The organism is Ruegeria sp. BG9 (assembly GCF_056538305.1).
Map to the genome: position 1 here is coordinate 227,666 of NZ_JBQFSY010000006.1, position 19,565 is coordinate 247,230.

At 60.3% G+C, this 19,565-nt stretch carries 21 protein-coding genes; 10 read left to right on the forward strand and 11 right to left on the reverse strand.

From position 1 onward, the window contains the following. Nucleotides 1–494: 494 nt before the first annotated feature. Nucleotides 495–1,070, reverse strand: coding sequence for a GcrA family cell cycle regulator (locus ACR0I8_RS12365; RefSeq protein WP_170377923.1), 576 nt, complete (start codon nucleotides 1,068–1,070; stop codon nucleotides 495–497). A 125-nt stretch (nucleotides 1,071–1,195) separates the two neighbouring features. On the opposite strand from ACR0I8_RS12365, the gene ACR0I8_RS12370 reads away from it, so the two are divergent. Beyond that, nucleotides 1,196–1,999 (forward strand): ABC transporter permease, encoded by an 804-nt coding sequence (locus tag ACR0I8_RS12370; protein ID WP_170471887.1) that lies wholly within the window; start codon nucleotides 1,196–1,198, stop codon nucleotides 1,997–1,999. On the opposite strand, the gene ACR0I8_RS12375 is transcribed toward ACR0I8_RS12370, so the two are convergent. After that, nucleotides 1,981–2,871 (reverse strand): DMT family transporter, encoded by an 891-nt coding sequence (locus tag ACR0I8_RS12375; protein WP_170677099.1) that lies wholly within the window; start codon nucleotides 2,869–2,871, stop codon nucleotides 1,981–1,983. The two genes, ACR0I8_RS12370 and ACR0I8_RS12375, sit on opposite strands and share 19 nt — an antisense overlap. A 302-nt stretch (nucleotides 2,872–3,173) precedes the next feature. Here ACR0I8_RS12375 and ACR0I8_RS12380 point away from each other — a divergent pair, with 302 nt between their 5' ends. Both ACR0I8_RS12380 and argF read left to right on the forward strand, forming a co-directional pair. After that, entirely contained in the window at nucleotides 3,174–4,361 is a 1,188-nt protein-coding gene (locus ACR0I8_RS12380) for an aspartate aminotransferase family protein (protein ID WP_170691200.1), read from the forward strand. Between the two features lie 68 nt (nucleotides 4,362–4,429). Continuing rightward, complete coding sequence (gene argF / locus ACR0I8_RS12385) at nucleotides 4,430–5,356, forward strand: ornithine carbamoyltransferase (protein ID WP_170377931.1); 927 nt, start codon at nucleotides 4,430–4,432, stop codon at nucleotides 5,354–5,356. Here the strand turns inward: argF and ACR0I8_RS12390 are convergent. Both ACR0I8_RS12390 and ACR0I8_RS12395 read right to left on the reverse strand, forming a co-directional pair. Beyond that, a complete protein-coding gene (locus ACR0I8_RS12390; RefSeq protein ID WP_480525487.1) occupies nucleotides 5,353–5,949 on the reverse strand; it encodes a ferric reductase-like transmembrane domain-containing protein in 597 nt (198 codons plus the stop codon). The genes argF and ACR0I8_RS12390 overlap by 4 nt on opposite strands. 8 nt (nucleotides 5,950–5,957) lie before the next feature. Then, nucleotides 5,958–6,437: a peptidase associated/transthyretin-like domain-containing protein gene (locus ACR0I8_RS12395; protein ID WP_170691202.1), complete on the reverse strand. Its 480-nt coding sequence runs from the start codon at nucleotides 6,435–6,437 to the stop codon at nucleotides 5,958–5,960. Between the two features lie 283 nt (nucleotides 6,438–6,720). Here ACR0I8_RS12395 and ACR0I8_RS12400 point away from each other — a divergent pair, with 283 nt between their 5' ends. Together ACR0I8_RS12400 and ACR0I8_RS12405 are read left to right on the forward strand one after the other, a co-directional pair. Further along, nucleotides 6,721–7,683, forward strand: a complete 963-nt coding sequence (locus tag ACR0I8_RS12400) for a pirin family protein (protein WP_170691205.1) — start codon at nucleotides 6,721–6,723, stop codon at nucleotides 7,681–7,683. A gap of 74 nt (nucleotides 7,684–7,757) precedes the next feature. Beyond that, nucleotides 7,758–8,732 (forward strand): 2-dehydropantoate 2-reductase, encoded by a 975-nt coding sequence (locus ACR0I8_RS12405; RefSeq protein ID WP_170691206.1) that lies wholly within the window; start codon nucleotides 7,758–7,760, stop codon nucleotides 8,730–8,732. Between the two features lie 62 nt (nucleotides 8,733–8,794). Here the strand turns inward: ACR0I8_RS12405 and ACR0I8_RS12410 are convergent, their stop codons facing one another. The 3 genes from ACR0I8_RS12410 to hrpB all read right to left on the reverse strand — a co-directional run bounded on the left by ACR0I8_RS12410 (nucleotide 8,795) and on the right by hrpB (nucleotide 13,427). Further along, nucleotides 8,795–10,273, reverse strand: a complete 1,479-nt coding sequence (locus ACR0I8_RS12410) for an inorganic phosphate transporter (RefSeq protein ID WP_170691207.1) — start codon at nucleotides 10,271–10,273, stop codon at nucleotides 8,795–8,797. Between the two features lie 81 nt (nucleotides 10,274–10,354). Continuing rightward, nucleotides 10,355–10,813, reverse strand: coding sequence for an NUDIX hydrolase (locus tag ACR0I8_RS12415; RefSeq protein ID WP_170691209.1), 459 nt, complete (start codon nucleotides 10,811–10,813; stop codon nucleotides 10,355–10,357). A gap of 163 nt (nucleotides 10,814–10,976) precedes the next feature. Then, entirely contained in the window at nucleotides 10,977–13,427 is a 2,451-nt protein-coding gene (gene hrpB / locus ACR0I8_RS12420) for an ATP-dependent helicase HrpB (RefSeq protein ID WP_170691210.1), read from the reverse strand. Between the two features lie 120 nt (nucleotides 13,428–13,547). Here hrpB and meaB point away from each other — a divergent pair, with 120 nt between their 5' ends. From meaB to ACR0I8_RS12440, 4 genes are all read left to right on the forward strand, one after another. Then, a complete protein-coding gene (gene meaB / locus ACR0I8_RS12425) occupies nucleotides 13,548–14,519 on the forward strand; it encodes a methylmalonyl Co-A mutase-associated GTPase MeaB (RefSeq protein ID WP_170691212.1) in 972 nt (323 codons plus the stop codon). 221 nt (nucleotides 14,520–14,740) lie between these two features. After that, nucleotides 14,741–15,028, forward strand: a complete 288-nt coding sequence (rpmB, locus tag ACR0I8_RS12430; RefSeq protein ID WP_085794823.1) for a 50S ribosomal protein L28 — start codon at nucleotides 14,741–14,743, stop codon at nucleotides 15,026–15,028. A 397-nt stretch (nucleotides 15,029–15,425) separates the two neighbouring features. Continuing rightward, nucleotides 15,426–15,776, forward strand: a complete 351-nt coding sequence (locus ACR0I8_RS12435; protein WP_170691213.1) for a glycosyltransferase family protein — start codon at nucleotides 15,426–15,428, stop codon at nucleotides 15,774–15,776. A 45-nt stretch (nucleotides 15,777–15,821) separates the two neighbouring features. Then, nucleotides 15,822–16,304 carry a copper chaperone PCu(A)C gene (locus ACR0I8_RS12440; RefSeq protein ID WP_170691215.1) on the forward strand — a complete coding sequence of 161 codons (483 nt, stop codon included), beginning with the start codon at nucleotides 15,822–15,824 and terminating at the stop codon, nucleotides 16,302–16,304. Between the two features lie 97 nt (nucleotides 16,305–16,401). Here the strand turns inward: ACR0I8_RS12440 and ACR0I8_RS12445 are convergent, their stop codons facing one another. Together ACR0I8_RS12445 and ACR0I8_RS12450 are read right to left on the reverse strand one after the other, a co-directional pair. Then, a complete protein-coding gene (locus tag ACR0I8_RS12445) occupies nucleotides 16,402–17,010 on the reverse strand; it encodes a DUF308 domain-containing protein (protein ID WP_170691217.1) in 609 nt (202 codons plus the stop codon). 63 nt (nucleotides 17,011–17,073) lie between these two features. Beyond that, nucleotides 17,074–17,766: an NAD-dependent deacylase gene (locus tag ACR0I8_RS12450; protein ID WP_170691326.1), complete on the reverse strand. Its 693-nt coding sequence runs from the start codon at nucleotides 17,764–17,766 to the stop codon at nucleotides 17,074–17,076. 28 nt (nucleotides 17,767–17,794) lie between these two features. On the opposite strand from ACR0I8_RS12450, the gene ACR0I8_RS12455 reads away from it, so the two are divergent. Further along, the gene (locus ACR0I8_RS12455; protein WP_170691218.1) at nucleotides 17,795–18,238 is read left to right on the forward strand and encodes a low molecular weight protein-tyrosine-phosphatase; all 444 of its coding nucleotides are present in this window, start codon (nucleotides 17,795–17,797) and stop codon (nucleotides 18,236–18,238) included. Here the strand turns inward: ACR0I8_RS12455 and ACR0I8_RS12460 are convergent. Then, nucleotides 18,235–19,188: a LysR family transcriptional regulator gene (locus tag ACR0I8_RS12460; RefSeq protein ID WP_170660003.1), complete on the reverse strand. Its 954-nt coding sequence runs from the start codon at nucleotides 19,186–19,188 to the stop codon at nucleotides 18,235–18,237. The genes ACR0I8_RS12455 and ACR0I8_RS12460 overlap by 4 nt on opposite strands. A 66-nt stretch (nucleotides 19,189–19,254) precedes the next feature. Further along, nucleotides 19,255–19,563 (reverse strand): hypothetical protein, encoded by a 309-nt coding sequence (locus ACR0I8_RS12465; protein ID WP_170691220.1) that lies wholly within the window; start codon nucleotides 19,561–19,563, stop codon nucleotides 19,255–19,257. Nucleotides 19,564–19,565: the final 2 nt, after the last annotated feature.

Consider the following 19,565-nt stretch of genomic DNA (forward strand, 5'->3'; position numbering starts at 1 on the left):
ACGGGCTTTTTGGTAACCGGAAGCTTTTCCGCCACAAGTTTCGAGTTTTTTGAGCAAGTCAGCGAAGGTTATTTCTTAGAGGTGTCAGGTTCGACCCGGTTGGCGGGAGGGTACATTTTCGCCACTTACAAGAACACGAGGACTGACAATGAATGTAGTTTGCGAATGAAGAAGATGAGAGATCAAAGACTCATAGAACACTGATGCATGCCTACAATAGCTGTGTAATTCTAGCTGCGATCAGCCGACCTCTGCAGGCTGGGCCTGTTAAATCGACGCAACCATTTGCACCGCCGCAACGAACAGCAACTTCGTCCGCACATCCGACGTCCCGGTCTAAAACACCCTCGCAAAGAGCTGCGAGGGTGTTTTTCTCGTAAGCGCCCGTTACGCCTAGCGTTGTTTTGGCTTCGCAACACTTCCGAAAAGAGGCTCGGAGAAACCGCGCGCCCTTCCCTCATTCCAGAATAGAAATATGGTTCTGGCGTTCCCAATCACCGACGGCGGTCGCGGCGCGAGCTCATAGGTTGGAAGGCCACGCCCACATGCGCCTCGCAATAGGGCTTGCCTGCTTCAACCGGCAGGCCGCAGAACCAAAAATCCTCGGTTGCGGGGTCGCCTACGGGCCATTTGCAGGTCTTTTCGGTCAGCTCCATCAGCGTCAGCTTCTTGGCTTTCTTCTCAACCTCGTTGACCTTGGCCAGCGCCTCGGGGCTGATCTCATTCGCCGAAGGCTGCGGCGGCAGAGGTTGACCCGCGGGGATAATCTGGCGGCGGGCGGGAACCGCAGGTTTCGCCTCGGCTGCCGGGGCAGGGGCGGGACGCGCGGGTTCGGTCTTGGGGGCGGGCTTTGGTTTCGCCTCGGCCTTGGGCGCGGGTGCCGGTTTTTCCTTGGGCTCGGCCTTGGCGGGCGTTGCACCGGTTGCGCGGTTGGACAGGCCCAGACGGTGGACCTTGCCGATCACCGCGTTGCGGGTCACGCCGCCCAGCTCCTTGGCGATCTGGCTGGCCGACTGGCCCTCGCCCCACATTTTCTTCAGCAGTTCTACGCGCTCGTCAGTCCAGGACATCGGTTGCCTTTCAAAAGCGGAAAGCGGCCCCGGATTCGGGCCGCCTTGGGAATTCGTCTCAGCGCCCTATTCTAATCACTGCGGGCCGAGTTACAAGCGGTCTTCGAATCAGTTAAGAGGCACTCATGCAGAATCTTATGGATCAGGACGCGCGCCGGTTTGGCGCGGTCAATTGGATGGGCCTCTACACGCTGGCCAAACGCGAAACCCTGCGCTTTATGGCGGTGTGGACCCAGACCCTGCTGGCCCCGCTGGTGACGGCTGGATTGTTCCTGTTGATCTTCACCATTGCCATCGGTCCAAGCCGGCCTGACGTTATGGGTGTGCCGTTTCTGATCTTTCTGGCGCCCGGTATCATGATGATGACGGTGATCCAGAATGCTTTCGCCAATACCTCGTCCTCGATGGTGATCTCGAAAGTTCAGGGGAACATCGTGGATACCCTTATGCCGCCGCTGTCCCCGCTAGAGATCCTGCTTGGCTATTTGGCAGGCGGCATTGCGCGCGGCGTTCTGATCGCTTGTGTCGTGGCCCTCGCGTTTCTGGTGTTTCTGTCGATTGCGCCGCAGAACCTTTTCATCACCCTGATTTTCGTCATCTTGGGCGGGGCCTTCATGGGCGCGCTGGGCCTGTTTGCCGGGATTTTTGCTAATAAATTCGACCAGATGGCGGCGATCACCAACTTCATCGTCACGCCCTTGGCCTTCCTGTCGGGTACCTTCTACTCGGTCGAGGCGCTGCCTCCGATGCTGAACAAACTTAGCCATCTGAATCCGGTTTTCTATCTGATTGACGGTCTGCGCTATGGGATGATCGGAGTGTCCGACGGCTCTCCGTGGCTGGGAATGGCAGTTTGCACCGGGGCGACGCTGTTCGTCGGTGCGGTGACCTGGCAGATGTTACGAACGGGCTACCGGCTCAAGGCCTGACGGTGAATGGTTTCGCGCCAGACCAGAATCAACGCGCCTGTCAGGATTATGGATGAGCCGATGATACTGATCCGATCCGGGATCACGCTAAAGATCGCAAAGTCGTAGAACGCCGCGAAGATCAATGTGGCATAGCTGATGGGCGCAACGAACGAGGCATCGGCGCGGGCCATTCCGTTGACGAAACAGGCCTGCGCGCAGGCCATCAACCCCCCGATTCCGGCCAAAGCTGCCCATTGTGCAGGGGTCGGCGCCTGCCACACGGCAATCACCGCGACCGAGGCGATGGTCAGGCCCAATCCGTTGTTCACCAAAAGAATCTGGATCGGAATCTCGCGGCCCGAGAGTTTTTTGATGAAAATCAGCTCCATCCCGATCACCACGGCCGCCGTCAGGGCCAACAGGGCGGCCGGTTGGAAACTGGCAGGCGTCGGGCGCAAGAGAATCAGTGCCCCGGTTAAAGCCACCGCTGCGGCCAGCCAACGCCAAGGGCCGACACCTTCTTTCAGCAGCGGGATGGCCAGAACCATCGCAAAAACCGGGTTAAGGAAGGAAATCGCCGTGGCGTCCGCGATCGGGATATAAGCGACGGATGCAAACATTAGCGTGATCCCCAGCCATCCGAAACTTGTACGGCCGATATGCAGCCCCCAATGAGGGCGCCTCAGCGCCGGGCGCAGAACAGCTGTGGCGGTCACGATCACCACAAAAGCAAACAGAAACCGCCCGTGGCTGATCTGCATCGGATGCAACGCAGGGCCAAGCGTGTCTGTCCCCAACGCTTTGGCCAGCAATGTTGTCCCTGCCAGCAAGGCGCTGGCGGCAAAGATCAACAGGGCCGCAAGGGGCGGATTCTGAGGTGTAGGCGTCATGGCCAAGCGGTGCGCCACAGGAGTTGAAATAGCAAGCGTGAAATGGCGGCTTCTCATCTCACTATGAAAATTCTGGGCTTTCCAATTATTGGTCTTCCCAGACAGATCGAACCTCGCTATACGAGCCGCCATGATCAAAACCGCACATATCCTGCGCCTCCGACGCCGACGCCTGACCGCGTAACCGGCCCGTTTGATCTATTTGCGCTGTCCAAATCCGCGCATTCTCCACCAAATCAGTTGACGACCATGGCCCCGGTGTATCACTCACAGGGCTTAAGCTATCTTAAAAGGATGATCCGATGATCCCGTCCGTTCTGCCGACCTATAATCGTGCGCCCCTGACTTTCGTGAAGGGCGAAGGCGCCTGGCTGACCGAGTCGGATGGCCGACGTTTTCTGGACCTCGGAGCAGGTATTGCAGTGAACGCGCTGGGTCACGCGCATCCGGCGCTTGTGAACGCGCTGACCGAGCAGGCACACGCGCTGTGGCATGTCTCGAACCTCTACCACATTCCGCAGCAGCAGGCGCTGGCCGATAAGCTGGTCGAGCATACCTTTGCCGACACGGTGTTTTTCACCAACTCGGGCACCGAGTCATGCGAACTGGCCGTGAAAATGGCCCGCAAGTATTTCTATGACAAAGGCCAGCCCGTGAAGGTCGAGATCATCACCTTCGATGGCTCGTTCCACGGCCGGTCTTCGGCTGGTATCGCCGCCGCCGGGTCCGAGAAGATGACCAAAGGCTTCGGCCCCTTGCTGCCCGGCTTCGTGCATCTCACGTTCGGAGATCTCGATGGCGTCACCAACGCGATTACCGAAAAAACAGCGGCAATCATGATCGAGCCGGTGCAAGGCGAGGGCGGCATTCGCCCCGTTCCCGACGCCGAACTCAAGGCCTTGCGTCAGATATGCGACGAACACGGCTTGTTGTTGATCCTTGACGAGGTCCAGTGTGGCGTGGGCCGCACTGGTAAGCTGTTCGCCTATGAATGGGCGGGTATCACGCCGGATATCATGATGGTCGCCAAAGGCATCGGCGGAGGCTTCCCTCTGGGCGCGGTGCTGGCCACGGAAGAGGCCGCCAGCGGCATGACCGCAGGCACTCATGGCTCGACCTACGGGGGGAACCCGCTGGGCTGCGCCGTTGGCTGCGCCGTGATCGACCAAGTTGCCACGCCTGCCTTCCTCGAAGGTGTCAACCGTAAGGCTGGCTTACTGCGCCAGAAACTCGAAGGCCTAGTCGCCGATCACCCCGAGGTTTTCGAAGAGGTGCGCGGCGCCGGACTAATGCTGGGCCTGAAGTGCAAAGCAACCAATATCGACGTCGTCAACGCGGGCTATGATAACGAGGTCATCACGGTTCCCGCTGCCGACAACGTCATTCGCCTGCTGCCGCCACTGACCCTGACCGAAGACGATATCGCCCAGGCGATGATCCGCCTCGACAAGGCTGCAACGCAAATCGAAGCCAACCTCGCCACTGCCTGATCCTTCTTCTGTTCACAAATACCTCGGGGGCAGCGCCCCCGACCGTTGATAGCCAAGAGCAAAACGATATGAACCATTTCCTTGATATCCACAAAACCGGCGCAGCCGACCTGCGCAACATGATTGATCAAGCGGGCGCGATGAAACAGGCCCGCCTTGGACGGCCAAAAGCCGCGCTGGATGATGAACAGCCGCTCAAAGACCATATGGTTGCGCTGATCTTCGAAAAGCCCTCGACCCGGACGCGCGTGTCCTTTGATGTGGGTGTACGTCAGATGGGTGGTCAGACCATGGTCCTGTCCGGCAAGGACATGCAATTGGGGCATGGTGAAACCATCGCGGACACGGCCCGTGTTCTGTCGCGCTATGTGGACATGATCATGATCCGCACCTTTGACGAGACCGTTTTGACCGAGATGGCAGAATACTCGGACGTGCCAGTGATCAACGGCCTGACCGATCGCACCCATCCCTGTCAGATCATGGCCGATATTCTGACCTATGAAGAACATCGCGGCCCGATAGCGGGCAAAAAAGTGGTCTGGACCGGGGACGGCAACAATGTATGCGCCTCGTTCCTACACGCGGCAGGGCAGTTTGGTTTTGACCTGACCTTCACCGGCCCGGCACAATTCGACCCCGAGGAAGAATTCATGGGGTTTGCCCGTCAGAAGGGCTCGCAAATCGTCGTTGAACGTGATCCCTACAAGGCCGTTGAGGGCGCGGATTTAGTGGTTGCCGACACCTGGGTTTCGATGCATGACAGCCAATCCGCGAAAGAGCGTCGACACAACATGCTGCGCCCCTATCAGGTCAATTCGGAGCTGATGTCCCATGCCAAGCTGGACGCGCTGTTCATGCATTGCCTGCCCGCCCACCGCGAGGAAGAGGCGACATCTGAGGTGATGGACGGCCCGAACTCGGTTATCTTTGATGAGGCAGAAAACCGCCTTCACGCCCAGAAAGCAGTGATGCGGTGGTGTCTGGGCGTCTAAGCCCGCCTCCTCACGTCCCAAACACGCAGTTTGGCGAGCGCCCGCCCGCTCGCCAATAGCACCAAAACGCAGAGGGCGGTCTTGGTCATGATCTCCATCGTGCCCTCAATCAGCATGGCATGCACAACGCTTCCAATGATCGTCACAGAAGCCAGCGTCGTATGCGTTAGCCGCCAGACGCGAAACCGCAAGGTCAGGCGTTGACGGTAGATACCCAGAAAAGCCGCGACAAAAGCCGCCCACATGGCGATCACTCCCCACGCGGAAAACGGGGTCGCCGAGACGAAGAGCAACGCATCCACCACATCCGGAGGGCTGGTAATCCAAAGGCCGCCAACATGGATGATGATCGCCACGAACAACGCAATCCCAACCCACCTATGCGCGCGACGGCTGGTCATCGGGGCAAGCCCTGGCAAAATTCTGGCCGCCAGTAGTGGTTGCAACAATAGTAACCCAAGGCTCAGGACCCCGGCAAACCCTGCCAGGATGTAGATGGGGTCACGCCAAGCGAGATAAGGGCTGGTTGCAGCCGCGATCAACGGAACAAGCAGCGCCGCCCCAATCCCCAGCCAAATCAGAGCGCTGCGGATCACGTGGTTCAGGAAGGTTGCAGCACGAAATGTGCGGCAAGCGTTTTGTCTTTCGCGCTGGACATCACAGGCCGCAAGAACACCGTCTGAAACTCACCGCTGTCATAGGCCAGATGCCCATGCGGTTGCCCGAAGGCAGGCACGATCTGCGGCATCTCCAGTCGAAACTCGCCATTGGCGTCGGTCAAGGTCGCTCCGTGACTGTGAGGATCGCGCTCGTGCCCTTCGGTCGTGTGCGCCCAAATCTGGATGCGTTGACCGGGCAGGGGCGCTCCGTCTCCGGCGCGTCTCACGGTGCCCGTCATCCAGAACCCTCCGCTACCGATCCTGTCGACGATCGGCGCGCCGGGGCGATAGTTGTTGGACCCACCGCGCATCGAAGGGGTCGCAGCGAGCCCGCTGGCATGCGCTCCCCCGGATAAACCCGTCGCGAGGGTGCCAATGCCGGCAACTAGAAGAGACCGGCGGGTTATCTGAAGGCGCGTCATGGAAACTCTCCTGTCATGTGGCCCACATTCTAGCCCGACCTGACTGGCCGGGTTCGCCTATTCCAAAATATAGCACGCTTGTTTGGAAAACCGAGCGCGCGCGGTCCAAGCGTGGACGATTTAATGTTCACGGCTATGTGAGGGTGCATGGCCCACCGAGTTTCAACGAACCAGACGCCGCACCAAATGTGTGCACAGGTGCGCGATACATGTCGTGAACTCTGCGCTACAGTGCATTCAGGAACGTTAGAAAGTTAGCCCGTCCGACCAAAGGAGATCAGGCATGAGCTGGAACCCGACTCACACCCCCGACTGCGTCACGGAAAACCCGGCGCTTGAGACGTTGATCATTCCGCGTGCCCGCGATCTGGGTGGTTTCGAAGTGCGCCGGGCGCTGCCATCGGTCGAACGCCAACTGGTCGGGCCGTTCATCTTCTTCGATCAGATGGGTCCAGCCGAGTTCATCACCGAAGGCGGCATAGATGTCCGCCCGCATCCTCACATCGGGCTTGGGACGGTGACCTATCTGTATCAGGGCGAGTTCGAACATCGAGACAGTCTGGGTACGCACCAAATGATCTACCCCGGCGAGGTCAACTGGATGGTCGCCGGTCGCGGCGTGACCCACTCTGAGCGCACAAGTGCTGAGACACGCGCCCGCGAAAACAGGCTATTTGGGATCCAGACCTGGATCGCCTTGCCCGAAGCGCATGAGGACATGGCGCCGGATTTCGAACATCACAAACAAGGCGCGCTGCCCCATATTCAGGACAAAGGCGTCAGCGCCCGCCTGATCCTCGGCTCGGCTTATGGTGAGACAAGCCCGGTTACTATGCTGTCCGAGACATTCTATCTGGATGTCCAACTGGACCCTGGTGCCTCGTTCCCGCTGCCGGACGACCATGAGGATCGGGGCGTCTATGTCACTGAAGGCTCGGTCGAGATTGCGGGCGATAGGTTTGAGGCCGGTCGCATGATGGTCTTCCGTCCGGGCGACAAGCTCTCGGTCACGGCCGGGCCGATGGGCGCGCGGCTTATGTTGCTCGGCGGCGCGACCCTCAACGAAGAGAGATATATCTGGTGGAATTTTGTGTCCTCGTCGAAGGAAAAGATCGAACACGCAACACGCGAATGGAAGAACGCGGACTGGGCGAACGGAGCTTTCCACCTTCCCCCCGGCGATGATCAGGAGTTCATTCCAATCTCGCCGGAACTGGAGCGCACCAAACCCAGACTGGCCCGCTGAACGCCACGTTACCCCGCTATGGGCTTGCCCCGACACGCCAACCCGGTGATCCTTCCGGCAACGGAGGGAACACCATGAAGATCGTCATTGCAGGTGCGGGTAGTATCGGTTGCTATTGCGGTGCCTTGCTGGCTGATGCCGGGCATACGGTCACTCTGCTTGGCCGCGCTCGAGTCTTGGACCCGATCCGAGAGCAGGGGCTGACGGTCACCGATTTCTCGGGTCTCAACCTTATGGTTCCGGCCACATCGCTTTTGCTAAGTATTGATCCCACCTGTCTGGCCAAAGCCGATCTGATCATCGTCACCGTGAAATCCGGCGCGACCGAAGACATGGCGGCGCTGATCGCTGCGCATGCTTCGCAGTCGGCTCCGGTCCTTTCGTGGCAAAACGGGATGGAGAATGCGCGAACCCTGCGCGCCGCATTGCCCAACCACGATGTCCGCGCAGGGATGGTCCCCTTTAACGTAGTTCCAACCCGCCCAGCCGCCTATCACCGCGCCACATCCGGGGATATCGTCATACAAGCGGGCCCGGGGTCCTTGGCTGAACATCTGACCAGCACCCGACTTCCAATCGCCGAAAGCGGCGAGATAGAGGCCGTTCAGTGGGGCAAGCTCGTCATCAACCTCAACAACGCGCTGAATGCGCTATCTGGCCTTACGCTGGTCGAACAACTGACGGACCACAATTGGCGTCGCCTGATGGCCGATCAGATGGCCGAAGCGCTTGCGGTTCTGAAAGCCGCCGGTCACCCGGTCGCCTCGACCACACCGCTACCCGCGTGGATGACGCCGCATATCCTGCGCCTGCCGACACCTCTGTTCAAGCGCATCGCCTCTAAAATGCTAACCATCGACCCCAGCGCGCGAACCTCGATGGCTTATGACCTGAGCGCCGGCCGCTGTACGGAAATCGACAGCCTGCAAGGCGAAATCATCCGCCTTGGCCAGTCCCTGAACAGACCAACCCCAATCAACAGCCGGGTCGCCGAATTGATCCGTGCAACCCCCACAGAATCCATGCACCCGGCCCAGATCAGACCCTGATCCGCTCTTCATCTGGCTAAAAATATCCCGGAGCGCGAGGCAGAGCCTCGCAAAACCCCAGCTTACCCAAACGCGGTCAGCATCCAGAAAATCACCGCGGACAACACAGCCGCTGCCGGAACGGTCACAACCCAAGCGGCCACAATGGTCATGAAATGCGACCGGCGAACCAGCTTGCGTCGCTGATGCTCTTCCCGCGCCAGTCGCTGCTCGGGAGGGCGTTGGCGGTTGGAGTGTGCCCAGCGTCGGTCGGAATGCCATTCGCGGTAGAAGCCCACGCCAAAAACGGCACCCACAGTGATATGGGTCGAGCTCACCGGCAGGCCCAACCAACTGGCCAGGATAACGGTGATGGCAGCAGACAGCGCGACGCAGAAAGCGCGCATCGGGTTCAGCTTGGTGATCTGACTGCCCACCATTCGGATCAGTTTCGGCCCGAAAAGGAACAGACCGAAAGAAATCCCAAAGGCTCCGATAACCATGACCCATGTGGGAATGGTGACTTTGGCGGCGAAATCTCCGAACTCGGCTGCGTGCACGATAGCGGCCAGAGGGCCGACCGCATTCGCCACGTCATTGGCTCCATGCGCAAAGCTGAGGAAGGTCGCAGAAATCACCAGAGGCAACCCGAACAGGGTTTTCAGCGACCGCGTGCGGTTCTCCAGCCCTTGCGAGCGACGGCGCACCCAAGGCACCGTCACGGCCCATGCCAGCAGACCGGCGGCCAAACCGATCAGAACGGCAGTGTTTAGATCAATCGCAACGATTTTCTTTAGTCCCTTCACCGCCAGATAGGTAGCGAACGCACCGGCCATCAGCCCCACGAGGATGGGCACCCAGCGCTGCGCGGCTGCAATCTTGTCGTCCTGATACTGGATTTTGGCCTTGATCAGCGCCAGAAACACAGCTGCAATCACGCCGCCCAGAACCGGAGAGATCACCCAGCTGGCCGCGATGGCCCCCATGGTGCCCCAGCTGACCGCGCTCAGCCCTGCCGCAGCGACGCCAGCACCCATGACCCCGCCCACGACGGAATGGGTGGTCGAAACAGGCGCGCCCAGCCAAGTCGCAAGATTGACCCACATGGCCGAGGAGATCAGCGCCGCCATCATCGCCCAGATGAACACATTGCTGTTCTGAACTGAGGCCGGATCAATGATCCCCTTGGAGATGGTTGAGACCACATCTCCGCCTGCCAGCAACGCGCCTGCGCTTTCAGCAATGGCAGCAATAGCAATCGCGCCGCCCATGGTCAGGGCATTTGCACCCACGGCTGGGCCCATGTTGTTGGCCACGTCATTGGCGCCGATATTGATTGCCATATAGGCCCCGAACGCAGCCGCTGCGACGACGATCACGCCACCATCCGCCTGCCCGAACAGAACGGCCGCCGTCAGCCCGGCCAGTGCCATGAAGGCCAGAGCGATGCCCGGCGCCAGCAAGGGGCGGGCGACATGCGCATTTGCTGTCTCGACCCGCGAGATGCGATGCAGGTCGCTATCCAGCGCTTTCCAGCGCGGTTTGGAGTTCGTGTTCGACATGGGTGTGATAAGGTCCAAAAAGATTGACGCCGGTCCCTACAGGTTTAGCGACCTGAGGGCAACCATGACGCCACTTGACCTTTAAAGATGCCTTAGCAGGGCCTTGAGTTCGGGCTCATCAACTCGTTCAGCGGCAATCTTCGGCGTCACCCAGCTCCGCTGCCGCTGATCTGCTTCGGGGAAGTCATCCAGCAGTTTCGTCACGCGCAGATGGTAGACGCTGGTCAACACCGCCTCGACCGAGCCGTCTTTGAGGACCTTGTCATAGGTGAAGTGACCCACCGGCTCTTTTTTGGCGTTGGCCTCGCGAACGCCGGCCTCTTCCCAGGCCTCTTGTAGGGCAGTTCCGGCACCGTCCAGTCCGTCGATCGGCCAGCCTTTGGGAATGATCCAGCGCCCGGTATCGCGGCTGGTCACCAAAAGAACCTCGTGGCCTGATTTGGTCTGACGCGTACAGAGGGCGGCCACCTGCACGCGCTTGGGTCGCTGTATCATAGGTCGTCCGACCTCATCCCAGATTCTCTGCAACTGCGCTTTCATTCTTCTGCCGCTCGGAAAACATCTTACCTCAATGTATGTTCAGATAGTCTTCGGAATTGATGAATGCAACGTAACCTCGAAAAAACGGCTTTTCTTAGGGGCTTGGCGGCAATTTTGTCGCAATTTGGGGGGAATTCGGCAAAATTCGGTGCTTGGTGATGCCTCAGCCGAGCCTTCGTTTGGCCCGCAACGTCGGATCGGCCTGCGTTGGATCTTCGGGCCAAGGGTGTTTGGGGTATTGCGCGCGCATGTCCTTGCGGACATCCGCGTAAGAGCCAGCCCAGAACCCCGGCAGGTCGCGGGTGATCTGGATCGGGCGTTGCGCGGGAGACAGCAGGGTGATCTTCAGCGGTGTGCCTCCGACCACCGGATGGCGCGTGATACCGAACAGCTCTTGCAGACGCACCGAGATTTCAGGCGCGTCGCCGCCATAGTCGATGGGAACCTTGCGGCCCAGCGGGGTGACGAAGGATCCCGGAGCACGACGGTCCAGCTCTTGCGTCTGCGCCCAGTCCAAACGGGCCCGCAGCGCGGGCAGCAGGTCAAAGCGCTTCCAGTCCTCTGCACTGCGCACGCCCGAGAGCATCGGCAGCAGCCAATCTTCCACTGTTTCGATCAGCCCTTGGCCCGAGAAGTCGGGCAGGTCGACCCCATCGGCACGCACCAGTTCGACCCGTGCGGCCAGCCGGGCGGCTGCTCCCTCCAACCGCAGCCCCAGATCGCGAGCGCCGTCCAACATGGCACGTGCGATCGCGTCTTCGGGAACGTCTTTCCAGATCCGGTCCTCTAGCGTGATTGCGCCGAGGCGTTCTTGCCGTCGTGCAACGACCCGTCGGTCGCGTTTTGACCAGACGCAGCTGGTCTCCCATCCGATCTGATCTGCAAACAGGGCGCGAATTTCACTTTCGCTGATTTGTACAGCCATGCGCGCCTTTGCCTCGCGCGGATTGCCGTCCGTATCTATAACCACCAAATAGGGCGCGCCAACCAGCGTATCGCCATTGTCCAGAACAACGCCCTTGCCGCCGGACAGCACATAGCGCGGTGCCTCGCCCTTGCGCCTTTGGCCAATGCGGTCTGGGTAGGCCAGTGCCGCCATTGACGCGGGGCTTAGGTTTTCAGCCTCAGATCCGGCCTGTGCCCGCAGCCGTTTGGCCTCGGTCTTGACCCGGTCCAACACGCCCATATTGACCTGCCAGACGCGATTGCGCTGAAACGCACGGGCGTCGCGCAGTGCCTCAAGCCGCAAGGACAGGTCAACCGGAGCGCCATTCAGCGGATCACGTTCCGCCATCAGCGCGGCCAGAGGGGCTGCCTGCGCCCCCGCCGTAACCAGCATATGACCCAAGCGGGGATGTAGGGGCAGGGCAGCCAGCGCTCGCCCATGATCCGTAATCCGCACCTTGCCATCCAGCGCGCCCAGTAGGGTCAACAGCGCCTGCGCCTCAGCCAAAGCGCCCTCGGGCGGTGCTGTCAGAAATGCCAGATCACCGGCGTCGGCCCCCCATAGCGCCAGTTCCAGCGCAAGCCCGGTCAGGTCGGCGGCCTCGATCTCGGCAGGCGGGTATGCGGCCAATGCGCCCTCTTCGCCCTTCGACCACAGCCGATAGCACAGCCCGTCTGAAACCCGGCCCGCCCGGCCTGCGCGCTGGGTCGCTTCAGCCCGTGTCACCCGTTCCGTCACCAGCCGCGACATGCCCGAGCCGGGATCGAACCGCGCCCGCCGTGCCTGTCCCATATCAACTACGACGCGTATATCGGGGATCGTCAGCGAGGTTTCGGCAATAGATGTCGCCAGCACCACCTTCCGTCCGCTCTCAACCGGCGCGATCGCCGCGCGCTGGGCGGCAAAGGGCATGGCCCCAAAGAGAGAGCGCACAACACAATCCTGTGGTAATCGCCCGGACAGGGCGCTTTCTGCGCCGCGAATCTCACCCTCGCCCGGAAGGAACACGAGGATACCGCCGCCCGTGGCGCGGCTGTCCCGCTCGGCCTTCACGACGAGATCAATCAGCGCATCCAGCCTCCGGGCCTGCGCACCCAGTGGTTTCTCCAACCATCGCGTTTCAACCGGATAGCTGCGGCCTTCCGAGGTCACCAGCGGCGCCTCCATCAACCTCCCCAAAGGGTCTGCATCCAGCGTCGCCGACATGGCCAGCAGGATCAGGTCGTCCCGCAGGGCTCCGGTCACCTCAAGACACAGGGCTAGCCCCAGATCGGCGTTCAGCGAGCGTTCGTGGAACTCATCGAAAATAACCGCGCCGACGCCGGGCAGGTCGGGCTCAGATTGCAGCATGCGGGTCAGGATGCCTTCGGTGACCACCTCGATCCGGGTGGATTTCGACACTTTCGCATCGCCCCGGACGCGGTAGCCGACCGTTTGCCCGGCGCGTTCGCCCAGCGTCTCGGCCATCCGTTCGGCTGCGGCGCGGGCGGCCAACCGCCGGGGTTCGAGCATCACGATCCGACCGGCGCACAATCCGGCCTCTAGCATCGCCAGAGGCACCCGCGTCGTCTTGCCCGCCCCCGGCGGGGCCTGCAGCACGGCACGGCCATGGGCTCTCAGGGTCTCCAGGAGTTCCGGAAGGGCGTCATCTATCGGCAAACGGCTCATGCGGCCTTATCGCCAAAGCGAGACCCGACGTCCAGAAGCAGCGCAGTTAATCCCGCAGGGCCTCTGGACAAACCACGCGTCGCACATTCATCTAGGGCGGATTCTAAAGGGACCGGACGGATGGACATAGCTGACTTGGGCGACAGGATATTGCAGGGCGAGCGTCGGGCCTTGGCGCGTGCGATTACCTTGGTTGAAAGCCAGCGCGAAGATCACCGGGCGCAAGCGACCGAGTTGCTGGCCCATCTGGCGCACTCCGGGCGGCAATCCCTTCGGATCGGCCTGTCGGGTACGCCGGGTGTCGGCAAGTCCACCTTCATCGAAAGCTTTGGTATGATGCTGATCGGGCAGGGGCTGCGCGTTGCAGTTCTTGCCGTCGACCCCAGTTCGGCTCGTTCGGGCGGCTCCATTCTGGGCGACAAAACCCGGATGGAGCGTTTGAGCCGCGAGAAAAACGCTTTTATCCGGCCATCTCCCAGCCAGAGCCACCTTGGCGGCGTAGCCCGCCGCACCCGCGAGGCCATCGCCCTGTGCGAGGCAGCGGACTACGACGTCGTCCTGATCGAAACCGTGGGCGTCGGTCAGTCCGAAACCGTGGTTTCGGAGTTGTCGGACCTGTTCCTGCTGCTACTGGCCCCGGCAGGCGGGGATGAGTTGCAAGGCGTGAAGCGCGGTATCATGGAGATGGCCGACATCATCCTGATCAACAAGGCCGACGGAGACCTTAAGGCAACCGCAACCCGCACCTGTGCCGACTACGCCGGTGCCCTGCGCCTGTTGCGCAAGCGGCCTCAGGACCCCGAAGGTTTCCCGAAGGCCATGGCTGTCTCAGCGGTTGAGGAACATGGACTGGACACGGCATGGGCGGAAATCCAGAGCCTGACCGATTGGCGGCGCGAGGCAGGACACTGGCAATCCAACCGCGCCGCACAAGCCCGCTATTGGTTTGATCAAGAGGTGCGGCATTCTCTGCTTGCTCGCCTCGAAACAGCACAGGCCAAGGCGCAGATGGCGCAGCTTGATGCCGAGGTATCCCAAGGTCGCCTCAGCCCTGCTGCAGCCGCCGAGAAAATGCTGGCGAGTCTGGTCTAAAGGTGCTTTCACCTTTTCCAAAATACGCGCGCCGCAGGTGCGGCCCTGCGGGCCGTTCTGTTGCAAGAGGTTTCGGAAAAGAATCCGTCCTCTGTGTCTTGACCCTTCCAGCGATTCCCACTACACGCATCCAACCAGTTTTCGGGCGCGACTTCGGGTTGTGCCCCTTGTGATTTGGCCGCAGGCGTTTTGCCGGGCCTCCAGAAACAAAGGAAGAAACCATGTCGCGCCGTTGCGAACTGACCGGAAAAGGCCCGATGACTGGCAACAATGTCAGCCACGCCAAAAACAGAACTCGTCGTCGTTTTCTGCCGAACCTGAACGACGTTACCCTGCAGTCCGAGACCCTGGGTCGCGGCGTCAAGCTGCGCATCTCGGCAGCTGCCCTGCGCTCGGTCGACCACCGTGGTGGTCTGGACGCGTTCCTAGCGAAAGCCAAGGACGAAGAGCTGTCGGCAAACGCTCTGAAAGTGAAAAAGGAAATCGCCAAGGCACAAGCCGCGGCCTAAGTCCTTACACTTACTAAAATTTCAAAGCCTTGAACCTTAGTGGTTCGGGGCTTTTTTGTTTGGAAACGATTAGTGGGAACTGTGAAGATTTAGGAAACAAAATCCTCTTGAGTGATCTTGTTCACAGACCGGCCCGACCTATTTTTGACATTATTGGTTTATCAACAACGAGTGTTGTCCAATGTCATTTAAGAGTTTTTATTTCTTTCTTTTGCTGAGTAAGCTGGCAAGTAAGACAATTTCCGCATGTTCCCGGATGCAACGCCGGGTGAACCGGTCCCATACCAGCCTCACAAAGGGAACCGTAAAGCGGCGCGGCCTGGAATACTGAAGCGATTTCGGGCGCGACGGTTTGGCGCTTGAAGCCTGTTTGCTCAGCGGCCTATATCGAGGCCGAATGAAACGTTTCGTGCCTCGAATCCTGCCTGTTGTGATGTGCCTGTTGGTTGTTCTGACAGGGCAGGGATTGGCCGTTTCGCGCGGAGTTGACCGCGCCGTAGGCCAGATGGTGCTGTGTACGGGCAGAGGACCCGTTGTCGTCTATATGGATGCGGACGGGCAGCCGACAGCGCCTCCGCACTATTGTCCTGACTATGCTTTGGCTCTGCTGGGAGCGGTTCATCCGTATCCTCCGGTCGTGCCGGATGCTCCGCTGATGGGTGGTGTTCAGCCGCTCAGCCGCGATGAAAGCCTGATCGCGCTGCCGTTGCCGCGGAAACCGGCGCGGGCCCCTCCGGCAACGGTCTGATTTCCCTTCGATACAAATCAGACCAAATGAAATAGGAGAGGCGCGATGTCCCTCAAATCCACTCTGTTCGCAACACTGGCCGGTTGCGTATTGACCGTTCCAGCCCTTGCCGCCGATATCATCGTTGTAGATGACGCATATGCGAGGTCGTCTGGTAAGGCGGCCAAGGCGGGTGCGGCCTTTATGGTGATACAGAACACCAGTGATACCGATGATCGCCTGATCAGCGCGGCTTCGGACGTATCGGCCCGGGTCGAGCTGCACACCCATATGATTGACGATGCGGGCGTGGCCAAGATGGTTCATGTCGAGGAAGGCTTTGTGATTCCAGCGGGTGAGAGCTTTGCACTCAAGCGCGGGGGCGCCCATGTGATGTTCATGGGTCTGAAGGACCCTTTTGAACAAGGCGAGATGCTGCCTGTTACCTTGGTTTTTGAAAATGCAGGTGAGGTCGTGGTTGAGATTCCGGTTGATCTGGAACGCGAGGACAAGCATGGCCATGATAACCACGGGTCGCATTCGAACTAGGTGAACGCCTGTTTTCAGGCCGCGCTGCGGCCGTCATCCATGCGTAAGGCCGGGCAAGTAGCCCGGCCTTTTGCGTCCCTAGGTTAATGTTGGCGTTCTAACGATTGATGGTTTTCATGCCGACCCTGTCGCTGGCGCTGTGCAGGCGGGTAGCGAGCCAGAACATCACGGCTGCAATCGCAAGTGCTGAAAAGGCTATGGCCCATCCCAGTGCGATCAATGCAACGGCTGGCCATATCATCAGGACCAGGCCGATGATCAAAGCTGCGATCCCTGACACACGCATCGAGCCGCGTTGAGGGTCGCGTTCATTCATTTGTTGTGAAGCGGCCAGTGAGCCGATGCCAATGATCAATGCCCAAGCGCCCAGCAAGAAGAAGGCCAGCTTGACGGTGCCTTCCGGCCAAATAAGCAGGACCAGGCCGATAAGAACAGCGCCGATGGCCGCCCCGCCCAATAGCCCGCGACGACCAACCCCGAGCAGGGTCAACCCGCCGTCGATGATCAACAGCGCCCCAACCAGCCGTAGCAACAGCGCGATGCTGCTCGAGGGCCAGAACAGCGCAGCGATACCAACCGCACCCGCCAGCACTCCACGTATCAGGAACGTCCACCACAGGCTTGAGAGTTGCGCGCTCAGCCTGTCTCGCTCTGTCATGCTGTCACCGTCCAATATCTCGCCGGTTTGGGAGTTTTTATCGGTCATTTTTTGGCCTCTTGAAAAAACCTTTTTGAAATATAGCGGGATAGTCCCGCTATGTTGTTCGCTCTAGGTTTGGTTCTCTAGTAAGCGATCAACCCATTTTGGCACAGTTTCGGACGCTTTGCCCAGAAGATGGTCGTCGAAGCCTCCGCCCGTCGGCTCCAGATTGATCTCAATCGTTCGCGCCCCAACTGCTCCAGCTTCGTGGACAAAAGCCGCCGCCGGATAGACTTGGCCTGATGTGCCGATCGCAGCAAAGATCGTGGCGGAGGCAAGGTGATCGAAAATCTCCTCCGTATGATAGGGCATTTCCCCAAACCAGACCACGTCAGGGCGAGCGGTGGGGGCATTGCAGGCCGGGCAGGGCTCGCCCACCTCCATCTCCGGCGGTGCTGTCCAGCGGTGGCCACAGGATGCACAGAGCGCGCCGGATAGTTTCCCGTGCATGTGGATCACATCCTGCGCGCCGCCGGCCTCGTGCAGCCCGTCTACATTCTGCGTGACGATCACAACGTCCCCCGGAAAGTCCCGTTGCAGCTTGGCCAGCGCCTTATGCGCCGCGTTGGGTTCCACCTTGGCGGCCTGCACGCGGCGGGCGTTGTAGAACCCCTGAACCAAGGCGGGGTCGCGGGCGAAACCTTCGGGCGTTGCCACATCCTCGATCCGGTGTTGCGCCCATAGGCCGCCCTCATCGCGAAAGGTGCTGAGGCCGCTTTCGGCGGAAATCCCGGCCCCGGTCAGAATGACGATCTTTTCCATATGCCCCTCACGCGCTACAGATTGGCCCATGACACATCGTATCCTCTTTGTTTGCCTGGGCAATATCTGTCGGTCTCCTGCGGCCGAGGGCACTTTTCGCGCTCGCGCGCCCCACCATGAAATCGACAGCGCCGGGACGGCAGGCTGGCATATCGGCAAGCCGCCTTATGGCCCGATGCAATCCGCAGCGATAGCCCGGGATATCAAGCTGGACGATCTGCGGGCCCGGCAATTCGTGGTTGAGGATTTCGAGCGGTTCGATCTGATTGTTGGGATGGACGCAGAAAACATCGCGAATATCGAGGCCTTGCGCCCATTGGGCAATCAGACCCCGGTGCGTCTATTGACCGATTTCGCGCCACAGACCGGCGCGGATCACGTGCCCGACCCGTACTACACGCGGGATTTTGACGGTGCGCTGGATCTGATCGAGACCGCCGTCGAAGGGCTTGCCGCGCATCTTGAGGGCTAGCTGTCAATCACCTTCAACTGTCCGCTGAGCCAAGGCAGCTTGGCAATGGCCGGGTCGATCATCTGGCTTTGCATCAGCCGTCGCATCATGCCAGAGACTTCTTGCGGGACCTGATCGGACCAGTCGGTGCGGGTGAACAACGAAATCGTGCGTGAAAACGCCCCGAGGGGGCAAGGATGGGCCTGCAGGTCTTCATGGAACCGGGCCGCGCGCATGTATCCCAGCGGTGTGGTGATCGCCCAGCCCAAGCCCCGCGCCACCATCGCCATCAAGGCCAGGTGTGAGCCGATCTCGAACCGCTCTTCGAACTCGATCTGTTGTCGGGCGATATGACCCTCGATCTGGCGGCTGATCAGCTGCTCGCGCGCATATCTCAGGAAAGGGAGTTTCTCGACAGCCTCGGTTCCATTGCTGACGCTGCTCGGCGCGACCAGAATGAAGGGGTCCTGCACCAGAGGGTACTCGACGACCCCCTCCAGCACCTCGCCGCTATGGGCTGAGACGGCCATATGCAGGCGCTGTGCTTCAAGCTCGGAAAACAGATCAAGGCTGGGCAAGGTGATCAGCTTGAATTTCGAGCGCGTCAGGCTGTCGGCCAGAAGGGTCGCAAGCCGCGGTGTCAGGTCGTTGTCGAAATCGTCGATTAAGCCGATGGACAGCGTAGTGAGATGGCCAAGATCCATCACAGTCAGCTCGCTCTGGGCCATTTGCAGCTCGGACAGAACCGCCTGCGCGCGGGTGAGAAAGCTGCGCCCGGCCTGCGTCAGCCGCATCGGCCTGCGCCCGTGGTCCACCAGATCGGTGCCGATGGCCTTTTCCAGATTGCGCAATTGCTGAGAAACCGAGGGCTGGCTGAGCCCCGTGATCTCGGCCGCCTGCGCCACCGATCCTGTCCGGGCCAGCGCCTCAAACACCTCAAGGCCCCGCAGGGTCAGCCCTTTCATCACCATCGCACATACCTTTCGCTGCGCCTTTTGTGGGGCGCAGCGTGCATCAGGTCAAGGAGTGTGACCGGCCTAGCTGCAGATCGCCTGCGCCATCTGGCCAAAGTTCTGATACCGATCCCACAGTGCGTCATCGCGTGCCGTCTGAGACATCTTTAATTGCTGCGCCTGATGGGGGTCTGTGAACCATTTCGAGACGGTCTTCTGATCACTGCGCGTCAACGCTTGATCTGCCACGCGCTGGATACAAGAACACCGCGCCCGCGTCGCTGCCTGACGGTCCGACGCCAAACACGCCCGCTTGATCTGCGATGCGTCCGCAACCGGAGCCACCGCCGTCAGTGACGCCGCACAAAATGCGATTAAGAGGAACTGTTTCATGC

Excerpts from the sequence above, each read along its gene's own strand:
- ACR0I8_RS12365 (WP_170377923.1), bottom strand. The coding sequence starts at position 1,070 with ATGTCCTGGACTGACGAGCGCGTAGAACTGCTGAAGAAAATGTGGGGC.
- ACR0I8_RS12370 (WP_170471887.1), top strand. The coding sequence starts at position 1,196 with ATGCAGAATCTTATGGATCAGGACGCGCGCCGGTTTGGCGCGGTCAAT.
- ACR0I8_RS12375 (WP_170677099.1), bottom strand. The coding sequence starts at position 2,871 with ATGACGCCTACACCTCAGAATCCGCCCCTTGCGGCCCTGTTGATCTTT.
- ACR0I8_RS12380 (WP_170691200.1), top strand. The coding sequence starts at position 3,174 with ATGATCCCGTCCGTTCTGCCGACCTATAATCGTGCGCCCCTGACTTTC.
- argF (WP_170377931.1), top strand. The coding sequence starts at position 4,430 with ATGAACCATTTCCTTGATATCCACAAAACCGGCGCAGCCGACCTGCGC.
- ACR0I8_RS12395 (WP_170691202.1), bottom strand. The coding sequence starts at position 6,437 with ATGACGCGCCTTCAGATAACCCGCCGGTCTCTTCTAGTTGCCGGCATT.
- ACR0I8_RS12400 (WP_170691205.1), top strand. The coding sequence starts at position 6,721 with ATGAGCTGGAACCCGACTCACACCCCCGACTGCGTCACGGAAAACCCG.
- ACR0I8_RS12405 (WP_170691206.1), top strand. The coding sequence starts at position 7,758 with ATGAAGATCGTCATTGCAGGTGCGGGTAGTATCGGTTGCTATTGCGGT.
- ACR0I8_RS12410 (WP_170691207.1), bottom strand. The coding sequence starts at position 10,273 with ATGTCGAACACGAACTCCAAACCGCGCTGGAAAGCGCTGGATAGCGAC.
- ACR0I8_RS12415 (WP_170691209.1), bottom strand. The coding sequence starts at position 10,813 with ATGAAAGCGCAGTTGCAGAGAATCTGGGATGAGGTCGGACGACCTATG.
- hrpB (WP_170691210.1), bottom strand. The coding sequence starts at position 13,427 with ATGAGCCGTTTGCCGATAGATGACGCCCTTCCGGAACTCCTGGAGACC.
- meaB (WP_170691212.1), top strand. The coding sequence starts at position 13,548 with ATGGACATAGCTGACTTGGGCGACAGGATATTGCAGGGCGAGCGTCGG.
- rpmB (WP_085794823.1), top strand. The coding sequence starts at position 14,741 with ATGTCGCGCCGTTGCGAACTGACCGGAAAAGGCCCGATGACTGGCAAC.
- ACR0I8_RS12435 (WP_170691213.1), top strand. The coding sequence starts at position 15,426 with ATGAAACGTTTCGTGCCTCGAATCCTGCCTGTTGTGATGTGCCTGTTG.
- ACR0I8_RS12440 (WP_170691215.1), top strand. The coding sequence starts at position 15,822 with ATGTCCCTCAAATCCACTCTGTTCGCAACACTGGCCGGTTGCGTATTG.
- ACR0I8_RS12445 (WP_170691217.1), bottom strand. The coding sequence starts at position 17,010 with ATGACCGATAAAAACTCCCAAACCGGCGAGATATTGGACGGTGACAGC.
- ACR0I8_RS12450 (WP_170691326.1), bottom strand. The coding sequence starts at position 17,766 with ATGGAAAAGATCGTCATTCTGACCGGGGCCGGGATTTCCGCCGAAAGC.
- ACR0I8_RS12455 (WP_170691218.1), top strand. The coding sequence starts at position 17,795 with ATGACACATCGTATCCTCTTTGTTTGCCTGGGCAATATCTGTCGGTCT.
- ACR0I8_RS12460 (WP_170660003.1), bottom strand. The coding sequence starts at position 19,188 with ATGGTGATGAAAGGGCTGACCCTGCGGGGCCTTGAGGTGTTTGAGGCG.
- ACR0I8_RS12465 (WP_170691220.1), bottom strand. The coding sequence starts at position 19,563 with ATGAAACAGTTCCTCTTAATCGCATTTTGTGCGGCGTCACTGACGGCG.